The sequence below is a fragment of the Mucilaginibacter agri genome (genome assembly GCF_009928685.1).
GTDB lineage: Bacteria > Bacteroidota > Bacteroidia > Sphingobacteriales > Sphingobacteriaceae > Mucilaginibacter > Mucilaginibacter agri.
The window spans coordinates 16,409-37,672 of record NZ_WWEO01000036.1 but is presented as its reverse complement, the minus strand read 5'-3'; the positions used below and the strand labels follow the sequence as shown (position 1 = coordinate 37,672).

General features: G+C 43.7%; 19 protein-coding genes. 15 read left to right on the top strand and 4 right to left on the bottom strand.

Annotation, left to right across the window (positions count from 1 at the left end):
• Positions 1-7: 7 nt before the first annotated feature.
• The 9 genes from GSY63_RS02335 (at position 8) to hemH (ending at position 10,755) form a co-directional block, all read left to right on the top strand.
• Entirely contained in the window at positions 8-1,552 is a 1,545-nt protein-coding gene (locus GSY63_RS02335) for a RagB/SusD family nutrient uptake outer membrane protein (RefSeq protein ID WP_166584213.1), read from the top strand.
• 73 nt (positions 1,553-1,625) lie between these two features.
• Positions 1,626-2,984 carry a glucoamylase family protein gene (locus tag GSY63_RS02330; RefSeq protein WP_166584212.1) on the top strand — a complete coding sequence of 453 codons (1,359 nt, stop codon included), beginning with the start codon at positions 1,626-1,628 and terminating at the stop codon, positions 2,982-2,984.
• A gap of 18 nt (positions 2,985-3,002) precedes the next feature.
• Complete coding sequence (gene bglX, locus GSY63_RS02325) at positions 3,003-5,285, top strand: beta-glucosidase BglX (protein ID WP_166584211.1); 2,283 nt, start codon at positions 3,003-3,005, stop codon at positions 5,283-5,285.
• A 98-nt stretch (positions 5,286-5,383) separates the two neighbouring features.
• On the top strand, positions 5,384-6,004 hold the full coding sequence (locus tag GSY63_RS02320) for a 1-acyl-sn-glycerol-3-phosphate acyltransferase (RefSeq protein WP_166584210.1): 621 nt from the start codon (positions 5,384-5,386) through the stop codon (positions 6,002-6,004).
• A 3-nt stretch (positions 6,005-6,007) separates the two neighbouring features.
• Positions 6,008-7,096: a glycosyltransferase gene (locus GSY63_RS02315; protein WP_166584209.1), complete on the top strand. Its 1,089-nt coding sequence runs from the start codon at positions 6,008-6,010 to the stop codon at positions 7,094-7,096.
• Positions 7,075-7,716 carry a carotenoid biosynthesis protein gene (locus GSY63_RS02310; protein ID WP_166584208.1) on the top strand — a complete coding sequence of 214 codons (642 nt, stop codon included), beginning with the start codon at positions 7,075-7,077 and terminating at the stop codon, positions 7,714-7,716. The genes GSY63_RS02315 and GSY63_RS02310 overlap by 22 nt, the downstream gene beginning before the upstream one ends.
• A 240-nt stretch (positions 7,717-7,956) precedes the next feature.
• Positions 7,957-8,808, top strand: coding sequence for a 4-hydroxy-3-methylbut-2-enyl diphosphate reductase (locus GSY63_RS02305; protein WP_166584207.1), 852 nt, complete (start codon positions 7,957-7,959; stop codon positions 8,806-8,808).
• Between the two features lie 62 nt (positions 8,809-8,870).
• Complete coding sequence (locus GSY63_RS02300; protein WP_208094441.1) at positions 8,871-9,605, top strand: fatty acid desaturase; 735 nt, start codon at positions 8,871-8,873, stop codon at positions 9,603-9,605.
• A gap of 136 nt (positions 9,606-9,741) precedes the next feature.
• Positions 9,742-10,755 carry a ferrochelatase gene (gene hemH, locus GSY63_RS02295; RefSeq protein WP_166584206.1) on the top strand — a complete coding sequence of 338 codons (1,014 nt, stop codon included), beginning with the start codon at positions 9,742-9,744 and terminating at the stop codon, positions 10,753-10,755.
• 97 nt (positions 10,756-10,852) lie between these two features.
• On the opposite strand, the gene GSY63_RS02290 is transcribed toward hemH, so the two are convergent.
• Positions 10,853-12,076, bottom strand: a complete 1,224-nt coding sequence (locus GSY63_RS02290) for a 3-deoxy-D-manno-octulosonic acid transferase (protein WP_166584205.1) — start codon at positions 12,074-12,076, stop codon at positions 10,853-10,855.
• A gap of 195 nt (positions 12,077-12,271) precedes the next feature.
• Between GSY63_RS02290 and galE the strand changes: the two genes are divergently transcribed.
• The 3 genes from galE to GSY63_RS02275 are packed head-to-tail and all read left to right on the top strand — an operon-like array spanning position 12,272 to position 15,130.
• Positions 12,272-13,297 carry a UDP-glucose 4-epimerase GalE gene (gene galE / locus GSY63_RS02285; protein WP_166584204.1) on the top strand — a complete coding sequence of 342 codons (1,026 nt, stop codon included), beginning with the start codon at positions 12,272-12,274 and terminating at the stop codon, positions 13,295-13,297.
• A gap of 25 nt (positions 13,298-13,322) precedes the next feature.
• Complete coding sequence (gene rfbB, locus GSY63_RS02280; protein ID WP_166584203.1) at positions 13,323-14,375, top strand: dTDP-glucose 4,6-dehydratase; 1,053 nt, start codon at positions 13,323-13,325, stop codon at positions 14,373-14,375.
• Between the two features lie 2 nt (positions 14,376-14,377).
• Positions 14,378-15,130: a tyrosine-protein phosphatase gene (locus GSY63_RS02275; protein WP_166584202.1), complete on the top strand. Its 753-nt coding sequence runs from the start codon at positions 14,378-14,380 to the stop codon at positions 15,128-15,130.
• Between the two features lie 84 nt (positions 15,131-15,214).
• On the opposite strand, the gene GSY63_RS02270 is transcribed toward GSY63_RS02275, so the two are convergent.
• Together GSY63_RS02270 and GSY63_RS02265 are read right to left on the bottom strand one after the other, a co-directional pair.
• Complete coding sequence (locus tag GSY63_RS02270; protein ID WP_166584201.1) at positions 15,215-16,456, bottom strand: ABC transporter permease; 1,242 nt, start codon at positions 16,454-16,456, stop codon at positions 15,215-15,217.
• A 67-nt stretch (positions 16,457-16,523) separates the two neighbouring features.
• On the bottom strand, positions 16,524-17,615 hold the full coding sequence (locus GSY63_RS02265) for a lipase family protein (protein WP_166584200.1): 1,092 nt from the start codon (positions 17,613-17,615) through the stop codon (positions 16,524-16,526).
• Between the two features lie 81 nt (positions 17,616-17,696).
• Here GSY63_RS02265 and GSY63_RS02260 point away from each other — a divergent pair, with 81 nt between their 5' ends.
• A complete protein-coding gene (locus GSY63_RS02260; RefSeq protein ID WP_166584199.1) occupies positions 17,697-18,695 on the top strand; it encodes a TlpA family protein disulfide reductase in 999 nt (332 codons plus the stop codon).
• A 40-nt stretch (positions 18,696-18,735) separates the two neighbouring features.
• On the opposite strand, the gene GSY63_RS02255 is transcribed toward GSY63_RS02260, so the two are convergent.
• Positions 18,736-19,089: a HesB/IscA family protein gene (locus tag GSY63_RS02255; protein ID WP_166584198.1), complete on the bottom strand. Its 354-nt coding sequence runs from the start codon at positions 19,087-19,089 to the stop codon at positions 18,736-18,738.
• 98 nt (positions 19,090-19,187) lie between these two features.
• On the opposite strand from GSY63_RS02255, the gene GSY63_RS02250 reads away from it, so the two are divergent.
• Both GSY63_RS02250 and GSY63_RS02245 read left to right on the top strand, forming a co-directional pair.
• Positions 19,188-19,718 (top strand): DUF7935 family protein, encoded by a 531-nt coding sequence (locus GSY63_RS02250; RefSeq protein ID WP_166584197.1) that lies wholly within the window; start codon positions 19,188-19,190, stop codon positions 19,716-19,718.
• A gap of 4 nt (positions 19,719-19,722) precedes the next feature.
• Positions 19,723-21,261 (top strand): acyl-CoA mutase large subunit family protein, encoded by a 1,539-nt coding sequence (locus tag GSY63_RS02245; RefSeq protein WP_166584196.1) that lies wholly within the window; start codon positions 19,723-19,725, stop codon positions 21,259-21,261.
• Positions 21,262-21,264 lie beyond the last annotated feature (3 nt).

Genomic DNA, 21,264 nt, shown 5'->3' with positions numbered 1-21,264 from the left:
TAAAGCGATGAAAAAGATATTTAATATAAAATTTGTGACGTTAGGTATTGTGATCACGCTGGTAGCGGTATCTATTAATGCCTGTAAAAATTACCTCGATGTTGCGCCGCAAGGACAAATTACGGCCGACCAGATAGCATCAGATCCGGCCCAGGCAGCAAACCTGGTAACGGGTATCTACAATATATTCTATGCCGGTGGTTTCGACCCGGATGTGGAAAGTTTTCAATACGTAATCATGACCGACATTGCATCGGACGATGCCGACAAAGGCAGTACACCTACCGATTACGGCGACGCGTTGCAGATTGATAATCTGCAAACAACGCCATCTAACGGTACCATCAACAACGTTTGGCGTGGTTACTACCAGGGCATAGCCCGGGCTAATCAGGCTATTGGGGTATTGCAAAATGCGCAGTTTGATGCCGCAACTAAAAACAGGTTGTTAGGTGAAGCACAGTTTTTACGTGCCTGGTTTTACTTTAACATGGTGCGCTTTTTTGGTGGTGTACCTTTGTTAGACCACGTACCTACTGCCGCCGAGGCCAATGACAGTAAATACCAAACCCGTGCCTCGGTAGATGATATCTATAAACTAATCATCAGCGATTTGGATTTTGCCGTAGCCAACCTGCCACTTAAAGGCGCTACTGATGTTGGCCGCGCCACCCAGGGTGCTGCACAGGCTTTAGAGGCCAAGGTTTACTTGTATCGCAAAGACTATCAAAAAGCTTATGACCTGTCGCAAGCTGTTATAGCAAGTGGCAAATACAGTCTGGTGAAAGATTACTCATTAATCTGGAGAGAAAATGCTGTAAACGGTGACGGCGGTATTAATAATGCCGAATCGATATTTGAGATTCAGGCAGGTATTAACCAGGATTGTACTTCGGGGCCAAACCTTTATACCGTGTCGCAAGGACCGCGTGCCGGAGGTAAATTCGGGTGGTCGGATTTGGGGTTTGGGTTTAATAATCCGTCTACAAGTTTAATTAACGAATACGAAGCCAACGACGTACGCAAAACCGGTACCATTATTTTTATCACACCTACTGGCACAAGGTTATTTGATGGTTTCCGTATCCCAAGTCAGGACTCGGTACAAAACTCAACCTATAGCTACAAAGCCTACCACAGCCGTACGCAAGAAAGAAACTGTAGCGGTAATACCGATCACCTGCCTAAACAACTTCGTATTTTACGTTATGGCGAGGTACTGTTAATCCATGCCGAAGCTGCGTTCCAGCTGGGTAAGGTGGGCGATGCCACTACCGATATTGGCATGTTGCGCACACGCGCTGGGTTGCCTGCTATGCCTGCCGCGGGTATCAATCTAGCATCTATCTGGCATGAACACCGTATGGAAATGGCCGAAGAGCATGATCGCTTCTTTGATTTGGTTCGTCAGGATGCCGTGCAACCCGGTCGTGCGGCCGCAGCATTCACTGCTCACGGCAAGACCTGGAGTTCTACCTATGCGCTGTTTCCTATACCGCAACAACAGATAGATTTGAGCGGTAACCGCCTTACACAAAATCCGGGCTATTAATTAGCACACATACACTAAAATCGCTTACATGCAGAAATTAATGAGCATGTAAGCGATTACTATTTTAAAAGCGATGAAGAAGATATTTACAACCCTCGCCCTGCTCGCGGTTGTTTTAGGGGCCGTAGCACAAAAGAAACAAGCTACTGCAAATGCAGAAGTTATTAAGCCGGTAGGGATTATTAAAGGATTGTCGGACAGCGCGCTGCTCGATGTAGTTCAACGCCAGACGTTCCGCTACTTTTGGGATTTTGGTCACCCCATAAGCGGCCTCGCCCGCGAGCGCAGCAACGTAGCCTATAATTATGGCAACGAAGTGGTAACCACCGGGGGCTCGGGTTTTGGGATAATGGCAATGATTGTGGCCGACAAACGCAAATGGATAAGCCACGACCAGGCAGTTGACCGTATGCTGAAGATCGTTGATTTCCTGTATAAGGCTGATTCCTTCCACGGTGTGTTCCCTCATTGGATGGATGGGGCAACCGGTAAGGTAATTCGCTTTAGTCGTAAAGATGATGGTGCCGATTTGGTAGAATCGTCTTTTCTATTTCAGGGCTTGTTGTGCGCACGCCAATATTATAATGCAGATAACGATAAAGAACGCCATATACGCGATGTGATTAACTGGATGTGGGGCGAGATAGAATGGAACTGGTTTACCCGCGATGGTAGGGATGTGCTGTACTGGCATTGGTCGCCAAACAATGGCTGGGCTATGAATTTCCCGCTACGCGGATTTAATGAGTGTTTAATTACTTACGTGTTGGCTGCATCTGGCGAGCGTTACCCGGTTAACCCCGAAGTTTATCATCGGGGCTGGGCCCAGAGCGATTTCTTTAAAAATGGGAAAACTTTTTATGGTCATGTGCTGCCATTGGGCTTTGACTATGGCGGCCCATTGTTTTATACCCATTACTCATTTTTGGGCTTAAACCCTAAAGGGTTGAAAGATCGCTATGCAGATTATTGGGAACAGAACCTAAACCATACACTTATCAATCATGATTATTGTGTGGATAATCCCAAGAAGTTTAAAGGCTACGGGCAAGATTGCTGGGGACTTACGGCAAGCGATAATCATGAAGGCTATAACGCGCATTCGCCTACTAATGATCTGGGGGTAATTACACCGACGGCAGCACTTTCGGCCATGCCTTATACCCCCGAATATTCGATGAAAGCATTGCGCCATTTTTACTATGATTTGGGTGATAAAATATGGGGCGAATACGGTTTTACTGACGCATTTAATGAGAGTAAAAATTGGTATGCAAAATCGTATCTTGCAATCGATCAGGGGCCAATCGTTGTGATGATCGAAAATTATCGCAGTGGCCTGATCTGGAACTTATTTATGAGCTGTCCCGAAGTTCAGCAGGGTTTAAAGAAACTCGATTTTCAGAGCAGCACATACCATATCAACCAATAAACGCCTTAAATTAAAACCATGTACTACAGAAAAATCAGCTGTGCACTTGTTGCAACGGCGATTACCCTTAGCGGCTTTGCTCAACCCAAAAAGGCCGCCCCGCAAAGCAAAATGGATCAGTTTGTGAGCAGCCTGATGCAAAAAATGACGCTGGATGAAAAGATAGGTCAGCTTACCCAGTACACCAGCGATATGGCCCTAACCGGCCCAAGTATCCGCGCGGGTTACAAAGAAGATATCCAAAAAGGGATGGTAGGCTCCATATTTAATGCCTACACGCCGGCCTATACCCGCCAGTTGCAAGAGATGGCCGTTAAGAATACCCGTTTGCATATCCCGCTTATTTTTGGGTACGATGTAATCCATGGTCACAAAACGATATTTCCTATTCCACTTGGCGAAAGCTCGAGCTGGGATTTGGCTGCCATGGAAAAGAGCGCGCATATTGCCGCGGCAGAGGCATCGGCAGATGGCTTGCACTGGACATTTGCCCCAATGGTTGACATAGCCCGTGATCCACGCTGGGGACGTATTGCCGAAGGCGCTGGCGAAGATGTTTGGCTGGGCAGCCAGATTGCCAAAGCCCGCGTAAAAGGTTTTCAGGGAGCGAGCTTTGATGGCACTACCGTTATGGCCTGTACCAAGCACTTTGCCGGTTATGGTTTTATACAAGGCGGCCGCGATTACAACGTGGTTGATGTTAGTCAGCGTACCTTATGGGAAACTATTTTGCCGCCGTTTAAAGCAACGGTAGATGCGGGTGTAGGCAGTTTTATGACCTCGTTTAATGAAATTGCAGGTGTGCCTTCAACCGCCAACAAATGGCTGGTTACCGATGTGCTTAAAAAACAATGGAAATACGACGGTTTTGTAGTTACCGACTATACCGCCATTAACGAAATGGTGAACCACGGTAACGTAGCCAACGAAAAAGAAGCCGGCGAAGCCGCCATTAACGCAGGCATCGATATGGATATGCAGGGTTCGGTGTTTGCCAAATACTTAAAGCAATCAGTAGGCGAGGGCAAGGTGAAAGTGCAAACTATTGATGAAGCTGTGCGCCGTGTATTAGAAGCCAAGTACAAACTGGGCTTGTTTGCAGACCCTTACAAATATTGCAATGAAGACCGTGCTAAAACCGAGATCATGAGCGCTGCCAATTTAGACGCAGCCCGCGATATTGCACGCAAATCAATGGTGTTGTTAAAAAATTATCAGCAAGTATTGCCATTGAAAAAATCGGGTTCAATTGCGCTGATCGGGCCGTTGGCTAATGATCAGAGAGATATGATCGGTAATTGGTCTGGTGCGGGCGACTGGCATAAATCAGTTACCTTATTAGACGGTATTAAGGCGGTAGCGGGTTCGGGCGTAGAAGTTAACTATGCTAAAGGCGCAAACTTCAGCGATGACAAATCTATTGTAGCCCAAATGAACAGCCAGGGCGGTGAGTTGGTTAACGATGATCCGGAGGCTTTGTTAAAACAGGCCATGGATGCAGCCCGTAAATCCGATGTAATTGTATTGGCAGTAGGCGAGTCACAAGGCATGACGGGTGAAGCTGCCAGCCGCTCTGACATCAGCATCCCGGAAAGTCAGCAACGCCTGATGCGGGAAATATATACATTGGGTAAACCAGTAGTTTTAGTATTGATGAACGGCCGGCCCTTAACGCTAACCTGGGAGGACGCGCATTTCCCGGCTATACTCGAAACCTGGTTTGCAGGTACCGAAGCAGGTAATGCTATTGCCGATGTACTGTTTGGTAACTACAATCCTGCAGGTAAGTTAACCATTACTTTCCCGCGCAGCGTAGGGCAGATCCCGCTTTATTATGATATGAAAAAAACCGGTCGCCCGGCAGATCCAAACAATAAATACTCTTCAAAATACCTGGATATTTCAAACGACCCACTCTATCCGTTCGGTTATGGCTTAAGCTATACTACATTTACCTATACCCAACCGGTGTTGGATAAAAAGACCATTAAAGCTACCGATAAGTTGAACGTAAGCGTAACCGTTACTAATACCGGTAGTTACGATGGCGAAGAAGTGGTGCAACTGTACATTCGCGATGTGGTAGGTTCTGTAACCCGCCCAATGAAGCAGCTGAGAAACTTCCAGAAAGTATTTTTGCGAAAAGGCGAATCGAAAGAGATTAAGTTTACTTTAACAAACGACGACCTTAAATTTTACGATGCCAACATGAAATTTACCAGCGAACCTGGCGATTTCAAGGTGTTTGTAGGATCGAACTCGCGCGATACGCAAGAAGCAGATTTTAAACTAACGCTATAGTCAGAGCACATTAAAAAAACAAATGCCGGGCCTAAACCCGGCATTTGTTTTTTGATCAATTTGCCAAACCACTATCCATTCCCTATCTTTCCCCTTGCATGATCCGCCCGAAAAAAAACTTGTTGATCAGCGGCTTTTTTAGTCGTTACATCCCCTTTATTATTGGGCGTAATTTTCGTGCAGTCAATTTCAATAAGGTCGATTTCGATCCCAGTAAATCAATATTGTTGCTGCCTAACCATTACAGCTGGTGGGATGGTTTTTTAATGTTTTACCTCAATAAACTGCTTTTTAAAAAGAAGTTTTACGTAATGATACTGGAGGCGACGAGCAAAAAAATCTTCTTCCTTAAATACCTGGGGGGCTATACGGTGCTTAAAGGATCAAAGGATATTATTACGTCGCTGGATTACACCGCCGAACTTCTGGCCGATCCCGGTAACCTGGTGCTTATGTTTCCGCAGGGGAAGCTTTACTCTAATTTTACAGACGATATTGTATTTCAAAACGGCTTATCTAAAGTGATTAAAAAAGCAGCCGGACAATTTCAAACCATATTTGCAGTTAGTTTTATAGAGTATATGCAATATAAAAAGCCTACGGTTGACATACGGCTGCATGCGTACGATGGTGATTTTACAGATATTAATGAGTTAACAGATTCTTTTAAAGCTTACTACCAATCGGCCAAACTGGAGCAAAGTAAAAACGTTGTATAGATAGTGATCATTATTCTCTCGGTTATATTCTTCTTTCTGATACTGCGTTTTGTGGTTACGCTGTTCAATTTTATATCTAACCCCAAATTGAGGCGAACGGCCAAAAGGTATCACGATAAGGTATCGATACTGATACCCGTGCGCAACGAAGAAGAGAATATTATTTTTCTACTGGAATCCATTTCCGAACAGGAGTATACAGATTATGAAGTAATTATTCTCGACGATGACTCTACCGACCGTACTTTTGAGCTCTGCTCGGATTTTATAGCGGCACATCCTCAATTTCGAATTATAAAAGGTAAGCCATTGCCCGATGACTGGCTGGGTAAAAACTACGCGTGTCACCAATTAGCTTTGGAGGCCAAAGGGAAATATTTGCTCTTTTTGGATGCTGATGAGCAAATTGCCCGCGGGTTGATCAATAGTGCCGTACATCGCATGGAGTTGAATAACCTCGCTTTGCTAAGCCTTTTTACTGATCAGGAGATGCTAACCTTCGGAGAAAAATCCGTAGTGCCATTGATGCATTATATATTGATTAATCTGCTGCCCATAAGGCTGGTTTATCTGGCTAAGAATCCGGCTTTCGCGGCAGCAAGCGGTCAGTTTATGTTGTTTGATGCTGCCCAATACCGCCAGCACCGATGGCACAAACAGGTGCAGCATAAAATTGTGGAAGACGTAGAGATTATGCGCCTTGTTAAAACAGAAGGCCTGAAAGGCGAAGCGCTTTTAGCTAACGGTATGATCAGCTGCCGTATGTATACCGGCTATAAAGATGCGATAGATGGTTTCAGTAAAAACTTCTTGGCGGCATTTAATTATAGTATCATAGGTTTCCTGCTTTATCTTACGGTAACTATCGGCGGGCCATTGTTGGTAATTGCTACGCTCAATCTGCAACTTATCGTTTTTATGTGCGGCATTATAATGCTAACCCGCAGCATGATCTCCCTGCTATCAAACCAAAGTAACGGCCTGAATACTTTTTTGCACCCTGTACAAATGTTTAATATGGCTGTAATTGGCTATTACGCTATTCAGAAACACTTAACCCAAACCACCGTATGGAAAGGCCGCCGCGTTTAAACAGCAAGCTTGCCATATTTATAATTATACTTTTCCATGCCGTTGGGTTGGTTGGCTTAATGCTGCCCGAAACACACACGTTGTTTTTAAAAATAGTGCCTTTTCATCTGCTGCTGATGTTGCTGGTAGTATTTTTCAGCCATAAAAGCATCGACTCAAAATACACCGGATTCGTCCTTATCATCTATCTATCGGGTTTTGTTGCCGAATGGATTGGCGTGCACACCGGTTGGCTTTTTGGCAACTATGCCTACGGTGATACCCTGGGTACAAAGTTGTTTGATATACCCCTAACCATTGGTGTTAACTGGTTTTTGTTGATTTACGCAACAGGCGTTACCACCAAACGGATGCATGTTAAGAAAAAGTGGGCGCGTGTGCTGTTAGGCGCGTTAATAATGGTATTGCTCGATGAACAGATAGAGCCTATCGCCATACGGTTTGATTACTGGCACTGGCATAATGACGCTATCCCTGTTACCAATTACATCTGCTGGTTTTTGGTGAGTAGCGCTATGCTTTGGCTTTTCGAACGCTTGGAATTTAAAAAACAGAGTTGGGTGGGGCCGGTTTTATTGGGCGTACAATTTTTATTTTTTGGGGTGTTAAATTTGCTTTAGATTATAATAAATAATCCAATTTGTCATTTCGAAGGAGGTACGACTGAGAAATCTTATGCGTCATATTAAGTATGTAATAACCTATTTATTACTGAAGCAAAGTGCAGAAGATTTCTCCTATCGTCGAAACAACAACATTTATATAGATAGTAGGCACTGGAGATCATTAGAGATTACAAGCAGACCAAATACTGATATTCCTATAACACACATAATAATTTTTAGCGTAAATTTGCAGGCATGGGCGAGTACAATCTTCAAGTAAGTATCGATCAGGATTCGGGGTTTTGTTTCGGGGTGGTTTACGCCATTGATATGGCCGAAGAAATACTCGAAGAGCAAGGCTATTTGTATTGCCTGGGCGATATTGTACACAACGACGAAGAAGTAGAACGTCTGAAAGCCAAAGGTCTGCGCATTATCGATCACGAAGACTTAAAGCAACTGCATAATGAAAAGGTATTGATCCGCGCCCATGGTGAAGCACCGGATACTTACCGTATTGCATTGGAAAATAATATTATGCTGATTGATGCCTCGTGCCCCGTAGTGTTAAAGTTGCAGCACCGCATCAAAACCTCGCACGATCAGGACGAGAAGATCTTGATTTTCGGCAAACACGGCCACGCCGAAGTAATCGGCCTACAAGGCCAGACTAATGGCGACGCCCTCGTATTTCAGGACATTGCAGAACTGGACAATGCCGAGCTTCCGCAAAGCTTTACCCTCTACAGCCAGACCACCAAAAGTACCGAGAAATTTTACGCCATAAAAGACGAACTGATTAACCGCGGTTACGAAGTAAAAGCTAACGATACCATTTGTCGCCAGGTTTCAAACCGTGATAAAGAGCTGCACAGTTTTGTGCTTAACTTTAATAAGATCGTCTTTGTATCGGGCAAAAAATCATCTAACGGGAAGGTGTTGTTTGAGGTTTGTAAAAAGTATAATCCGAACACCTACTTCGTTTCTTCGGTAGACGAGCTGCACCCCGAAATGTTTTCGCCCGGCGATACCATCGGTATAGCAGGCGCTACGTCAACCCCTATGTGGCTGATGCAGGATGTGAAAGCAGCGCTGGAGAAGTTTTAGCTCCCTAACTCCCTAAAGGGGGAATAAACAACACAATCACTAAAAATTTACGTTGGATAAGTATGCCTTTGCAAGAATATAAGCATAATACACATCCAATTTCAACTTCTCCGCCAGTAGGCGGGGGCTGGGGGGCAATCTTTGCGGTTGTAATCATCGGTGGCTGGGTAACATCTACTATTTTATTAATGCAATGGCATTTCAGCTTTAGTAATCCCCTGGTATATCTCTTTGTGTTAGTGCAAATGCATTTATACACCGGCTTGTTTATTACTGCGCACGATGCTATGCACGGCACGGTATCATCAAACAAAACCACTAACAATGCCGCAGGCTTTATCGCTACGTTTGTTTACGCTGCCTTTTGGTATCCTAAATTATATACCAAGCATCATCAACACCATAAACACGTACATACTGCCGATGACCCTGATTATCATCAGGGTAATTTCATCAGTTGGTATGTTCAGTTCATACGTAATTACTTATCCATCTGGCAGGTAATATTTATGGCGGTTCTGTTCAATATCTTGAAGATCTGGATCCCTCAACCTAATCTGATTATGTTTTGGGTGGTTCCATCGCTGCTAAGCACCTTGCAGTTATTTTACTTCGGCACTTATCGTCCGCATAAAGGTGATCACGATAACGTCTATCAGTCCGGCACGCAAAAGCGTAATCATGTGGCGGCTTTTTTCTCCTGCTATTTCTTCGGGTATCATTATGAGCATCATGCATCGCCAGGTACGCCGTGGTGGCAACTATACAAAGCTCCCCGGCCCCCTAAAGGGGAGTAGAATCTTCAGAAATATGATCTTCATCACGAACGGGGAGTATTACAAATGATTGACAAAAAAAATTAGATATTTGCGGCACTGATTTTCTCAATAAAAAACTATTTATACAATTCCCCTTTAGGGGGTTAGGGGGCTCATGAAAGGAATCTTATTAGTTAATTTAGGTACGCCGGATAGTCCGCAAACACCAGATGTTCGCAAATATTTAAACGAATTTTTAATGGACGGAAGGGTTATCGACGTTAACCCTGTATTGCGTACCTTCTTAGTTAGAGGATTGATCACACCATTCCGTAGCCCTAAGTCAGCTAAGTTATATCAAGAAATCTGGTCGAAAGAAACTGGCTCTCCACTATTATACTATAGCGTCATTCAACAAAAATTACTACAGGAGCGTCTCGGTAGCGAGTATCAGGTAGAACTGGCTATGCGTTACCAAAGTCCATCCATAGAAGATGCATTGGATAGATTGAAAGCTAACCTTGTAGAAAGCATTCGCGTAATCCCAATGTTTCCGCAGTATGCTTCGGCAAGTACCGGTTCTGTAATAGATAAGGTAATGGAGTTGGTACGCACATGGCAAACTATCCCTAATATCTCGTTCGTCAACTCGTTTCACAACGATCCATTGATGATTAAAGCTTTTGCCGAGAACAGCAAGAAGCATGGTGTTGAAAACTACGATCACGTATTATTCAGTTTCCACGGCTTGCCGCAACGTCAGCTAATTAAATGTGACCATACAGGCAACCATTGCTTAAAGAAAGACGATTGTTGCCAGACCTTGACAGATGTAAATAAATTCTGTTATTCAGCACAATCATACGACACTGCCCGCTTAATAGCACAAGAATTAGGTTTACCTAAAGAAAAGTATACCGTATGTTTTCAGTCGCGCCTGGGTAACGATCCTTGGGTGCAGCCTTACACCAGCGAGGTAATTAAAGAACTTGCTGCACAAGGCAAAAAGCGTATGCTGGTATTTTGCCCTGCTTTTGTGGCAGATTGCCTTGAAACGGTTTACGAAGTATCTGAAGAGTATAACACCGAATTTAAACATCTCGGCGGCGAGCATATCCAATTGGTAGAAAGCCTGAACGATAACCCATTGTTCATCGAATCACTGGCTAATATGGCGCAGGGGAAATAGGACTTTTATCAACAAGCGCTGTCATCCTGAGGTACTCGAAGGATAATGGATAGGCCACGCACACCATGCTTCGAGTGCCTCAGCATGACAGCCAGCATTAATTAGGAGTTTCTATCGCTTCCACAATCTTAGCCGTAGCGCCCACATTCTGCTGCACATAAGCTTTAATTTTAGAAGAGGCAAAATCCCTGTACTCGGTATCTGTAATTAATAAATCAGCGGCATTAGCCAATTGCTCCGCATTATCGATACTGATGCCCGCTTTCAAATGAACGATATCCCGTGCTTCTTTAAAGACAGAATAATTAGGCCCGAATATCACCGGCAAGCCAAAAGCCGCGGCCTCTAAAGTATTATGTATCCCGCGACCAAAACCACCACCTATATAAGCCACCTCGGCATATTGATACAGAGAAGAGAGCATGCCGATGTTGTCGATGACGAGGATATTTAGATTTGAGATCTGAGATTTGAGATCTGAGATTTGGGAAAACCGTGCTGTGCTTTCTGATGGCAGTAGATCCATCAGTTTTACAATTCTTTCCTCGCCAATCTCATGTGGGGCAAAAATCCACTTCCAATCCGGATAGCGGCTGATGAGGCCGGTTAGCAGTTCCTCGTCCTGCGGCCATGTGCTGCCTGCAATAAATACTTTTTGATTGTTTTTAAATTCTGCAATCAGAGGTAGTGATTTCGGATTATTAGCATTAGTCCACACCCGGTCGAACCGGGTATCTCCGCTTACAGTTGCAGTGTTAACGCCCACGGTTTTGAGTAGGTCGACTGAGGCCTCATCCTGTACAAAAAAGTGGGTAACCATTTTTAGCATGCTGCGATGCAATGTGCCATACCATTTAAAAAATATCTGCCCAGGTCTGAATATTCCCGACACAATGTAAAGCGGAACTTGTTGCGTATGTAGCTCATTAAAAAAGTGGTACCAGTATTCGTACTTGGTGAAAATCGCGGCTGCAGGTTTAATCGTATTTATAAAGTGCCTGGCATTTGCAGCAGTATCAAGTGGCAGATAATAAACGGCATCTGCCAATGGTGTGTTCTTTCTGATCTCGTAACCCGATGGCGAAAAAAAGGTGATTACAATAGAGGTTTCAGGCTTTTTGTCTTTAAGAGCCTCCAGCACGGGGCGACCTTGCTCAAATTCGCCCAACGAGGCAAAATGAAACCAAATGCAGCCATCAGTTGTCTTAATTTGCTGACGCTTGCGGCCAATGATCCACAGTTTTGCTTTGGCATTAAAAAACGAAGCCGCATACACGGCTAAAAAGTATAGGCGAATGCCAATATTATATAACAGCAACATTAAAAAATGAAATTCCTTATATTCGTCCGGAGGTAAAAATAGCTGTTTTAGTTCATAGTCGGGAACCTATAGTTCATAGTCAATGAATCATAGCCCCAAAAAAGGGAAAATGAGCTATGATGAACCATAAACTATTATCTATAAACTCCTTTTAACAAATCGACAAATTAAAAATATCACCTATTACCATAAATAATGAGCAATAAAATATTAGTTACCGGCGGCCTGGGCTTTATCGGTTCGCACACGGTTGTAGAATTGGTTAATGCGGGTTATGAGCCAATTATAGTAGACGACCTTTCAAACTCAAACATCAAAATTTTAGATCAGCTGACAACTATTTTAGGTTTCAAACCGGTTTTTCACCAGATTGATCTTTGCGATGAGGCGGCGGTTATCAACATGGCAACTGCTATACCAGATTTATCGGGCATTATTCATTTTGCGGCTTTTAAGGCAGTGGGTGAGTCGGTTAAGTTGCCATTGAAATATTATCGCAACAACTTTTATTCGTTAATTAATCTGCTTAACGCTTATTACAGTAAACCTTTAAACTTTGTGTTTTCATCAAGCTGTACCGTATATGGTCAGCCAGATCAACTGCCGGTTACTGAAGACGCACCTGTAAAACCAGCACAGTCTCCATACGGCAACACCAAGCAAATTGCAGAAGAGATATTGACAGATATGGTAGCTTCGGGTACAAACTACAAGGTTATTTCATTACGTTATTTTAACCCGGTAGGTGCACATGAATCTGCCCTGATTGGCGAGTTGCCAATTGGCGTACCTCAGAACCTTGTTCCGTTTATTACACAAACAGCCAGTGGCAAGCGCGAAAAGTTGACGGTATTTGGTGATAAATATAATACGCCCGATGGTAGCGCCGTTAGGGACTATATCCACGTGGTTGATTTGGCCAAAGCACATGTTATTGCATTGAAGTTGATGGAAAAAGATAGCTTCAGCGGATACGATGTGTTTAACCTGGGTACAGGCAACGGTAGCTCAGTGTTAGAAGTAATTCACGCATTTGAAAGTGCTACCGGAGTTAAATTGCCATACCAGATTGGCCCGGCCCGCGAAGGCGATGTAGAACAGGTTTGGGGAGATGTAACCAAATCGGCCAACGTGTTAGGCTGGCGTGCTGAACTGAGCCTTGACACCATGATGGCATCTGCCTGGGAATGGGAAAAATATTTGAATCAAAACCCTTTATAACCACGTATTAGCATAATATCTATATATGAAAAAGATAATCATAACCGGAGGTGCGGGCTTTATTGGTTCGCATGTAGTAAGGCGTTTTGTTAAAAACCACCCCGAATATCATATCATCAACCTTGATAAATTGACTTATGCCGGTAACCTTGCCAACTTAAAGGATATCGAAAATGAGCCGAATTATCAGTTTGTAAAAGGCGATATTGTTGATGCCGCTTTTATACAAAATTTGTTTGAGCAAGAGCAACCTTATGCGGTGATCCACCTGGCTGCAGAATCGCATGTAGACCGTTCTATAGTTAATCCGCTCGAGTTTGTGATGACCAACGTAATCGGTACTGTTAACCTGCTGAACGCTGCCCGCCATATCTGGAAAGATAAATATAACGAGCATCGTTTTTATCACGTTTCAACCGATGAGGTTTATGGCACACTGGGCGAAGACGGTATGTTCACGGAAACTACCGCTTATGATCCGCATTCACCATATTCGGCATCTAAAGCAAGTTCAGATCATTTTGTACGTGCTTACCACGATACCTATGGTATGGATGTGGTTATTTCCAACTGCTCTAATAACTATGGTTCGTTCCATTTTCCGGAGAAATTGATACCGCTGGCTATTCATAACATCAAGCAAAATAAAGCCGTGCCGGTGTATGGTAAAGGTGAAAACATACGCGATTGGTTATGGGTTGAAGATCATGCCCGCGCCATCGAACTAATATTCCACGAAGCAAAAACAGGTACCACCTACAACATCGGTGGTCACAATGAGTGGAAAAACATCGATTTGATTACCTTATTGTGTAGCATTTTGGACCGTAAACTCGGCCGTACGGAAGGTGAATCTGCTAAATTGATTACCTTTGTAACAGATCGCGCTGGTCACGATCTACGTTATGCTATAGATGCTACCAAGTTGAAAAACGAATTGGGCTGGACCCCGAGCGTAACTTTTGAGGAAGGATTGGAGAAAACCGTTGATTGGTTTTTGCAGAATGAAGAATGGCTTAATGATGTAACTTCTGGCAACTACCAGCAGTACTATCAAAGCCAGTACGCAAACAGGTAAACATGTTCGGGATATTTAAGAGGAAAAAAGAAAAGACAGACACCGTCAATTTTGAGTTCAATTACGACCAGGTAATGGTTGACATGCATTCGCATGTGTTACCGGGTATAGATGATGGCGCGCAAACAGTTGAGGAATCCATTGTACTTATACGTAAAATGATGGAACTGGGCATTAAAAAAATTATTGCCACCCCTCATGTTATGGTCGATATGTACCGTAATACTCCCGAAACCATTGCTGCGGCTTTGAAGATATTAAAGGATAAGTTAGCAGAAGAGCAAATAGAGATAGACATTAGCGCAGCTGCCGAGAACTTATTTGACGAAGGCTTTGAGCAACGGATTGATGAAGGAACGGTAATGACCATGGGCGATAATTACGTTTTGTTCGAACTGTCTTTCGTGAGCAAACCACCTCATATTATCGAAATTATACAGAAAATGCGCTCTAAAGGGTATCAGCCAATTTTGGCACACCCTGAACGTTACTCGTATTTAACCATGGAGGATTATAGCCAGATACGCGAATGGGGCGCATTACTGCAAGTTAATACTAATTCTGTCACCGGATATTACGGAGTGGCAGCTAAAGCCGCTGCAGAACAATTGATAGATGCGGAAATGGTTGATTTTATATCGAGCGATATGCACCATCCACGCCATGCCGAGGCATTTGAAAAAGCATTGACAAAGCCATATCTGGCTAAACTTATCTTTGAGCAGCAAACATTGAAGAATAAGTTGCTGCTGTAGAAAAACTTATCATACAAGGTGATAGCGAAGACTGTCCTGCAAAGATCTGCAGAAACATTCTTCGCTATTTTTTAGAAATATTTTCTACTCGTACCTCAATGCCTCTACCGGGTCGAGCTTTGAAGCTTTTTTTGCAGGGTAATACCCAGAGCCCAATCCAATAAATGTACAGATAGCCAATGCAGTAAACAGCCATATCCATGGCACTACAAAATGCCCGCTAATCTGTATAGCAATTAAGTTACCTACACCCATCCCTAATATTATACCTCCTATACAACCGATAAGGCATATTACAATAGCCTCTATTAAAAACTGTTTGCGAATTATGGCTGGTGTTGCGCCAATAGCTTTTCGCACACCTATTTCGCGGGTACGTTCTGTTACCGATACCAGCATAATGTTCATGAGGCCAATTGCCGCGCCAAGCAGGGTAATAATACCTACTGCAAAACCTGCTAACTGAATACCTGCCAGCTGTCCTGCTAATTGTTGCTGGATGGAGTCACTTCTGGTGATCTCGAAATTATCGTCTTTTCCAATAGTTAAACCGCGGATGTTACGAAAGAGCGAAGTAGCCTCGCCTATAGTAGCTTCTAAAGCACCCGGATTGGTTACCATAATGCCAATAGTAAATGACGGGTTAGTGTTGGTGGTGATCTGCTTAGCTTTAAATACCGGGATGATACAAACCTTGTCACCACCTAAACCCGCGCTCGAACCCTTAGGCTGCAATAGGCCAATAACCCTGAACTTATTTGCGCCTATCAGCATCAGCTTATTTACCGGGTCGCCGGTTTTAAATAAGCGTTTGCGGATATCTTCACCGATGATAACCACGTTTGTTCCGTGCTCTAATTCTGAGGATGAAAAATTACGTCCGCTGGCCAGTTTGTAGCCACCTGTAGCCAGATAATTTTCGTCAGCCCCCAGAATCACAATGTTCGGATTAGTTTTCAGGTCGCCGTACTTGGCGGTAGCCGCTGTTGATGCGTAAGTGTTTATAGAAATCTGTACCGGCAGTTTAAATGTTTTTTTAAACCTAACGGCCTCATCGTAACGCACGGCTTTATAAAATTTACGGTGTCCGCCATCGCCAAAGCTAATACCCGAACCTCGGTTACGGATGGTGAACGAGTTGGCCCCCATGCTCGAGAAAGCGTCGTTGGTCCACTGGCTTATACCTTCTATAGCAGTTAAAATACCCACCAGCGCCATTATACCAATAGCTATAATTAAGGCGGTAAGAGAGGTGCGCAACCTGTTTCCACTTATGGACTGCAGGGCTATAGCCACATTTTCTCTGAAACTGGTTTGTACGGGCATGCTATAAAAATAATGAATTTATACCGGGGTTAGACCACCACCCTGCATGCTTTGTTACAGCGGTTTATCAGTTATGTAAATAAATTTGTTGGGTAAGGTAATAGTATGCGTAAAACATATGGTTTACAAATACATTTTTGCCGGTTACCGGAAACTCTTTGCTGTAATTTTCGGTAGGTGTTAGCACCACTGGTGTACCGCAGCGCACATAGTTATTAGTAGGTGCATAAGTTGGTTCTACAAATTGCGGCAGCGATTTTTTTACGAAGCCATAAACTTTATGCCCTAAATATTTCTCGTAGTTTCTTTGTGCTTTGAATGATGGATTTTTCAACCCGTTGTAAACATGCTTTAAATAAAGACGGACAAAAAACTTCTGTTTGCCCAGCACGCCGCTTATATCTTTAAACGGGTTTAACGAGTTAAAATCATCGAGTGTTTGTACAGAGAATGGGGTTTCTGGAACCCAATCCAGGGTGTTTACTACGGCAAAACCCCAGCCATCGCGCGTTAAGGCTTCATAATCATAAGCATAATAGGTGTTGCCCGGTTTAGGCGGTGCGCTGCAATAGGTTTTGAATACAACATCGGTGGGGATAATTTTCTGAGCTTGCAGATCGGCTAAATAAGAACGCAACAAATAAGCAATTGCCCCGCCCTGGCTGTGCCCAAAGATGATAAAATCTTTAATATGCTGCTCGCTGTAAAGTTTATTGATTTGTGGCACTATGGTTTTAGAAAGATAAGCCATGCCCAGCAGCCAGCCGACATGCACGGCTGCATTGGTGTCTTTTGCTAAGTGGTATTTAAAAGTGGTAGAATCATCAATATGAAGTTGTCCGGTTGCCGGTACCATAGCTGTATAGAAGTTTTCCATCCAGCTGTTTTGCTTACCGGTTGTACCTCTGATTACAATAGCGGCAGTTTGGTTGTAGGTGAACATATCCCACCGGTTATCCATGGGGCCATCTGGCGAATGATAAATCTGTTTAAAGTGTAAGGGCAATGGTGTTTTGTCTTTTTTCAAAGCCGTGTCTGCCTGCTGCTTGGAGGCGCGCAACATTTCAAGGTACTCCTCTGTATCAAAACCCGGTTTCAGCTGGGCGGTTGCAGTCGTATAGGCTGTAATAAAAAGTATAAAGCTTATCAGTATTCTCATAAGAAATTATGGCTATCCTTATTGTCTATTGTTTTGCACCAAAATAAATATATTTACGCAAACCTTATTGCATTTGCCGTTATGAAGAAATTAGCCTCCATAATTACCATGTTTCTGTTGTTTGTTTTGACCACGGTGTTAGCCCAACAACCACCCGTAACGCGTAGTTTTCGTTTAGATGAACATTCAGTTGTGAAAGACAGCACCGGTAAAATATATTCCTTTACCGCCTGGAGTAAATTAATGGCTACCCGGCAGTACACCATACAACCCGAAAATTTCGAGGCCGCCGTGCCTATATTCATTATAATGAAAAGGTCGCAGGCAGAACAACATCAGGTTGCAATGATCAAGCAAATGTCGGCAAAGGGTGCTGGCGCAATACAAAGTCAGGCCAGAACAAAGGAACCCGCAAAGTTTATCCCACCGGGGGAAAACTCCATCGTAAAAGATTCAAGCAACATTATATACCCGTATGCCGCCTGGCAAAATATGATGTCGACAGGTAATTATACCATGAGGGTAGCATTTGCTGGCCCCGACTCAGGTATCTATACCATTATCAAAAGATCGCCGCAAGAAAAAGATGCTATGGCTGCAAGAATGGCTAAGCCCGAACCCAGCGATCGTTTTAAAATAGGGGACGATTTTGGTTCCTTCAAAGCAAAAGATATTAACGGCGAAAAGTTGGATCTGAAAGCTATGACAGGGAAAGTGCTTGTGGTAAACTTCTGGTTTATTGGCTGCCCGCCATGCCGTGCCGAGATTCCTGACCTGAACGAAATTGCAGACCATTATAAGGATAACAAAGACGTAGTTTTTATAGCCGTTTGCCTGGATGAAGCTTTTGATATTAAGGAATACACCAAGCTACATCCGTTTAACTATCATATTGTAGACGGTGGCAGATTCATTGCCGAAAAATATGGGGTTCGCCTTTACCCAACAAATGTGGTAGTTGATAAAGATCGGAAAGTAGTTTTTTCCAGCGTAAGTAATCAGTTTACTAACCCTTACTGGATTAAGAAGACGGTAGATGCAGCTTTAGCTGCCCCTATAACAACAACGGCAGCGAAATAATATTTCGCTGCCGTTGCCAATGCTTAAAAAAGCAAGTCTTTTATACCGAAAATGATGTTCCGCAACCGCAAGTGCTTGATGCATTTGGGTTGTTAAAGGTAAACCCGCGGGCGTTTAATCCATCTTGAAAATCGATCTGCATACCGGCTAGGTACATGCCATGCGCTTTGTGCATAAATACCTTAACACCATCAATATAATAAGTGTTATCGCCTTCTTTAGTCTGGTCGAAACCCAATATATAGTTCATGCCGGCACAACCGCCACCTTCAACGCCAACACGCAGGCCAAAATCGTCGCCAATTTCTTGCTGGTCTTTTAGTTTTTTTATCTCTTTTACAGCACCATCGGTAAATGTAACTGGCGCCACTAGATTTTCAACAACAGTACTCATCTTATATTTTAATTTAGCTACACAAATATAAGGTAAATTGCAGATGTTTGTTGATGTAACCTTTTATTTGACCGTTACCTAACATTTTAAGTTTTTCCATGATTTCTATCAGTTACCTGTTCGACATTTTAAAATATCTGATCGCCGGCCTGGGCGTTGTTGGCATTTCTTTTTACTTTATTAAGCCCTATATTATAAGGAGTGAGCGTATCCAGATACTCGAAATGAAACGCGCTATCAGCAACCAGGTGCTGCCATTGCGCCTACAGGCTTACGAGCGCATGGTGCTCTTCATAGAGCGTATTAATCCGGCCAATCTGTTGGTTCGTGTTAACGCACCCGACTATACCCCACAAGAGCTATACAGCATGGTTTTAGCCGATATCCGTAACGAGTATCAGCATAACATCAGCCAGCAGATCTATATCAGCAGCGAAGCATGGGCTACTATAAAAAAAGTAAAAGACGATACCATAAACCTGATAGGTAATATTATCCGTACACTGCCTCAGGGAGCTACCGGTACAGATGCCAGCAAAATTATACTGGCGCACCTAAGCCAAATGGAGCAAGATCCGTATGATATTGCAGCCACTATAGTAAAAAAGGATCTTGATCTAATTTTCTAAATCTATGACCGAAAAAAGGTTCACGTCATCTGGTATTGAAATTAAGCCTGTATATAAAGGAGAGGGGAGCGAGCAGCCAGGCGAGTTTCCATACACCCGGGGGATACAGGCCGATATGTACCGGGGTAAATTGTGGACCATGCGGCAGTACGCAGGCTTTTCTACAGCCGAAGAATCAAACCAGCGTTACCACTATTTACTAAAGCAGGGTACAACCGGGCTTTCGGTAGCTTTTGACCTACCCACGCAGATCGGCTATGACTCAGACCATGAGTTAGCTGAAGGTGAAGTTGGCAAGGTGGGCGTAGCGATCGACTCGTTAAAAGATATTGAGATTTTGTTCGATGGTATTACCCTGCAGAACATCACTACCTCCATGACTATTAACGCCACAGCGAGTATTCTGTTAGCTATGTACGTGGCATTGGCTAAAAAGCAGGGTGCCGATCTAAAGCAAATTTCGGGCACTATACAAAATGATATATTAAAGGAGTACGCTGCGCGCGGTACCTATATATATCCCCCTTCGCCATCCATGCGGTTGATTACCGATGTGTTTGAATGGTGCAGCTCCGAGTTGCCTAAGTGGAATACGATATCGATATCGGGATACCATATTCGCGAGGCTGGCTCAACGGCTGTGCAGGAGCTGGCGTTTACCCTAGCTAACGGAAAAGCCTATCTGCAAGCTGCTCAAAGCAAAGGGCTTGATATTAATGTATTTGCCAAGCGCTTGTCATTCTTCTTTAATTGCCATAATAACTTTTTCGAAGAGATAGCCAAGTTTAGGGCTGCACGAAGGATGTGGGCACATATTACTAAACAACTAGGCGCAACCGATCCGTCGGCGCAAAAGCTCCGGTTCCATACGCAAACGGGTGGCTCAACCCTAACTGCGCAGCAACCATTAAACAATATAGTACGGGTAAGCACGCAGGCCATGGCTGCGGTATTGGGCGGCACACAGTCACTGCATACCAATGGGTACGATGAAGCGCTTTCTTTGCCTACAGAAGAGGCTGCCAAGATAGCATTGCGTACCCAGCAGATCATAGCATTTGAAAGCGGTGCCGCCGATACGGTAGATCCGCTTGCCGGATCGTACTTTATAGAAGAACTTACCAACAATATAGAAACAGCGGCCCAGATCTATATAGATAAAATAGATGCTATGGGCGGTTCTGTAAAAGCCATTGAGCAGGACTATATGCAACAGGAAATAGCTGCATCAGCCTACCAATACCAAAATGAGATAGAGCGCGGCGAACGTATACTGGTTGGTGTAAATAAATTTGTTGATGAAGAAGCGCATCTAACTGATGTGTTCAGGGTTGATGATTCAATTCGTATTCATCAGATAGAAAAGCTGAAACAATTAAAGGAGCAACGCGTTCAAAGGGATGTTGATCTGTTGTTGGCAGATCTTCGTGTTGCAGCTACCGGAAGTGAAAATTTAATGCCTCACATTTTGAGGGCGGTGGAAGCTTACGCCACCTTGGGAGAGATTGCCGATGTATTGCGCACTGTGTTTGGTGAGTATTAAATC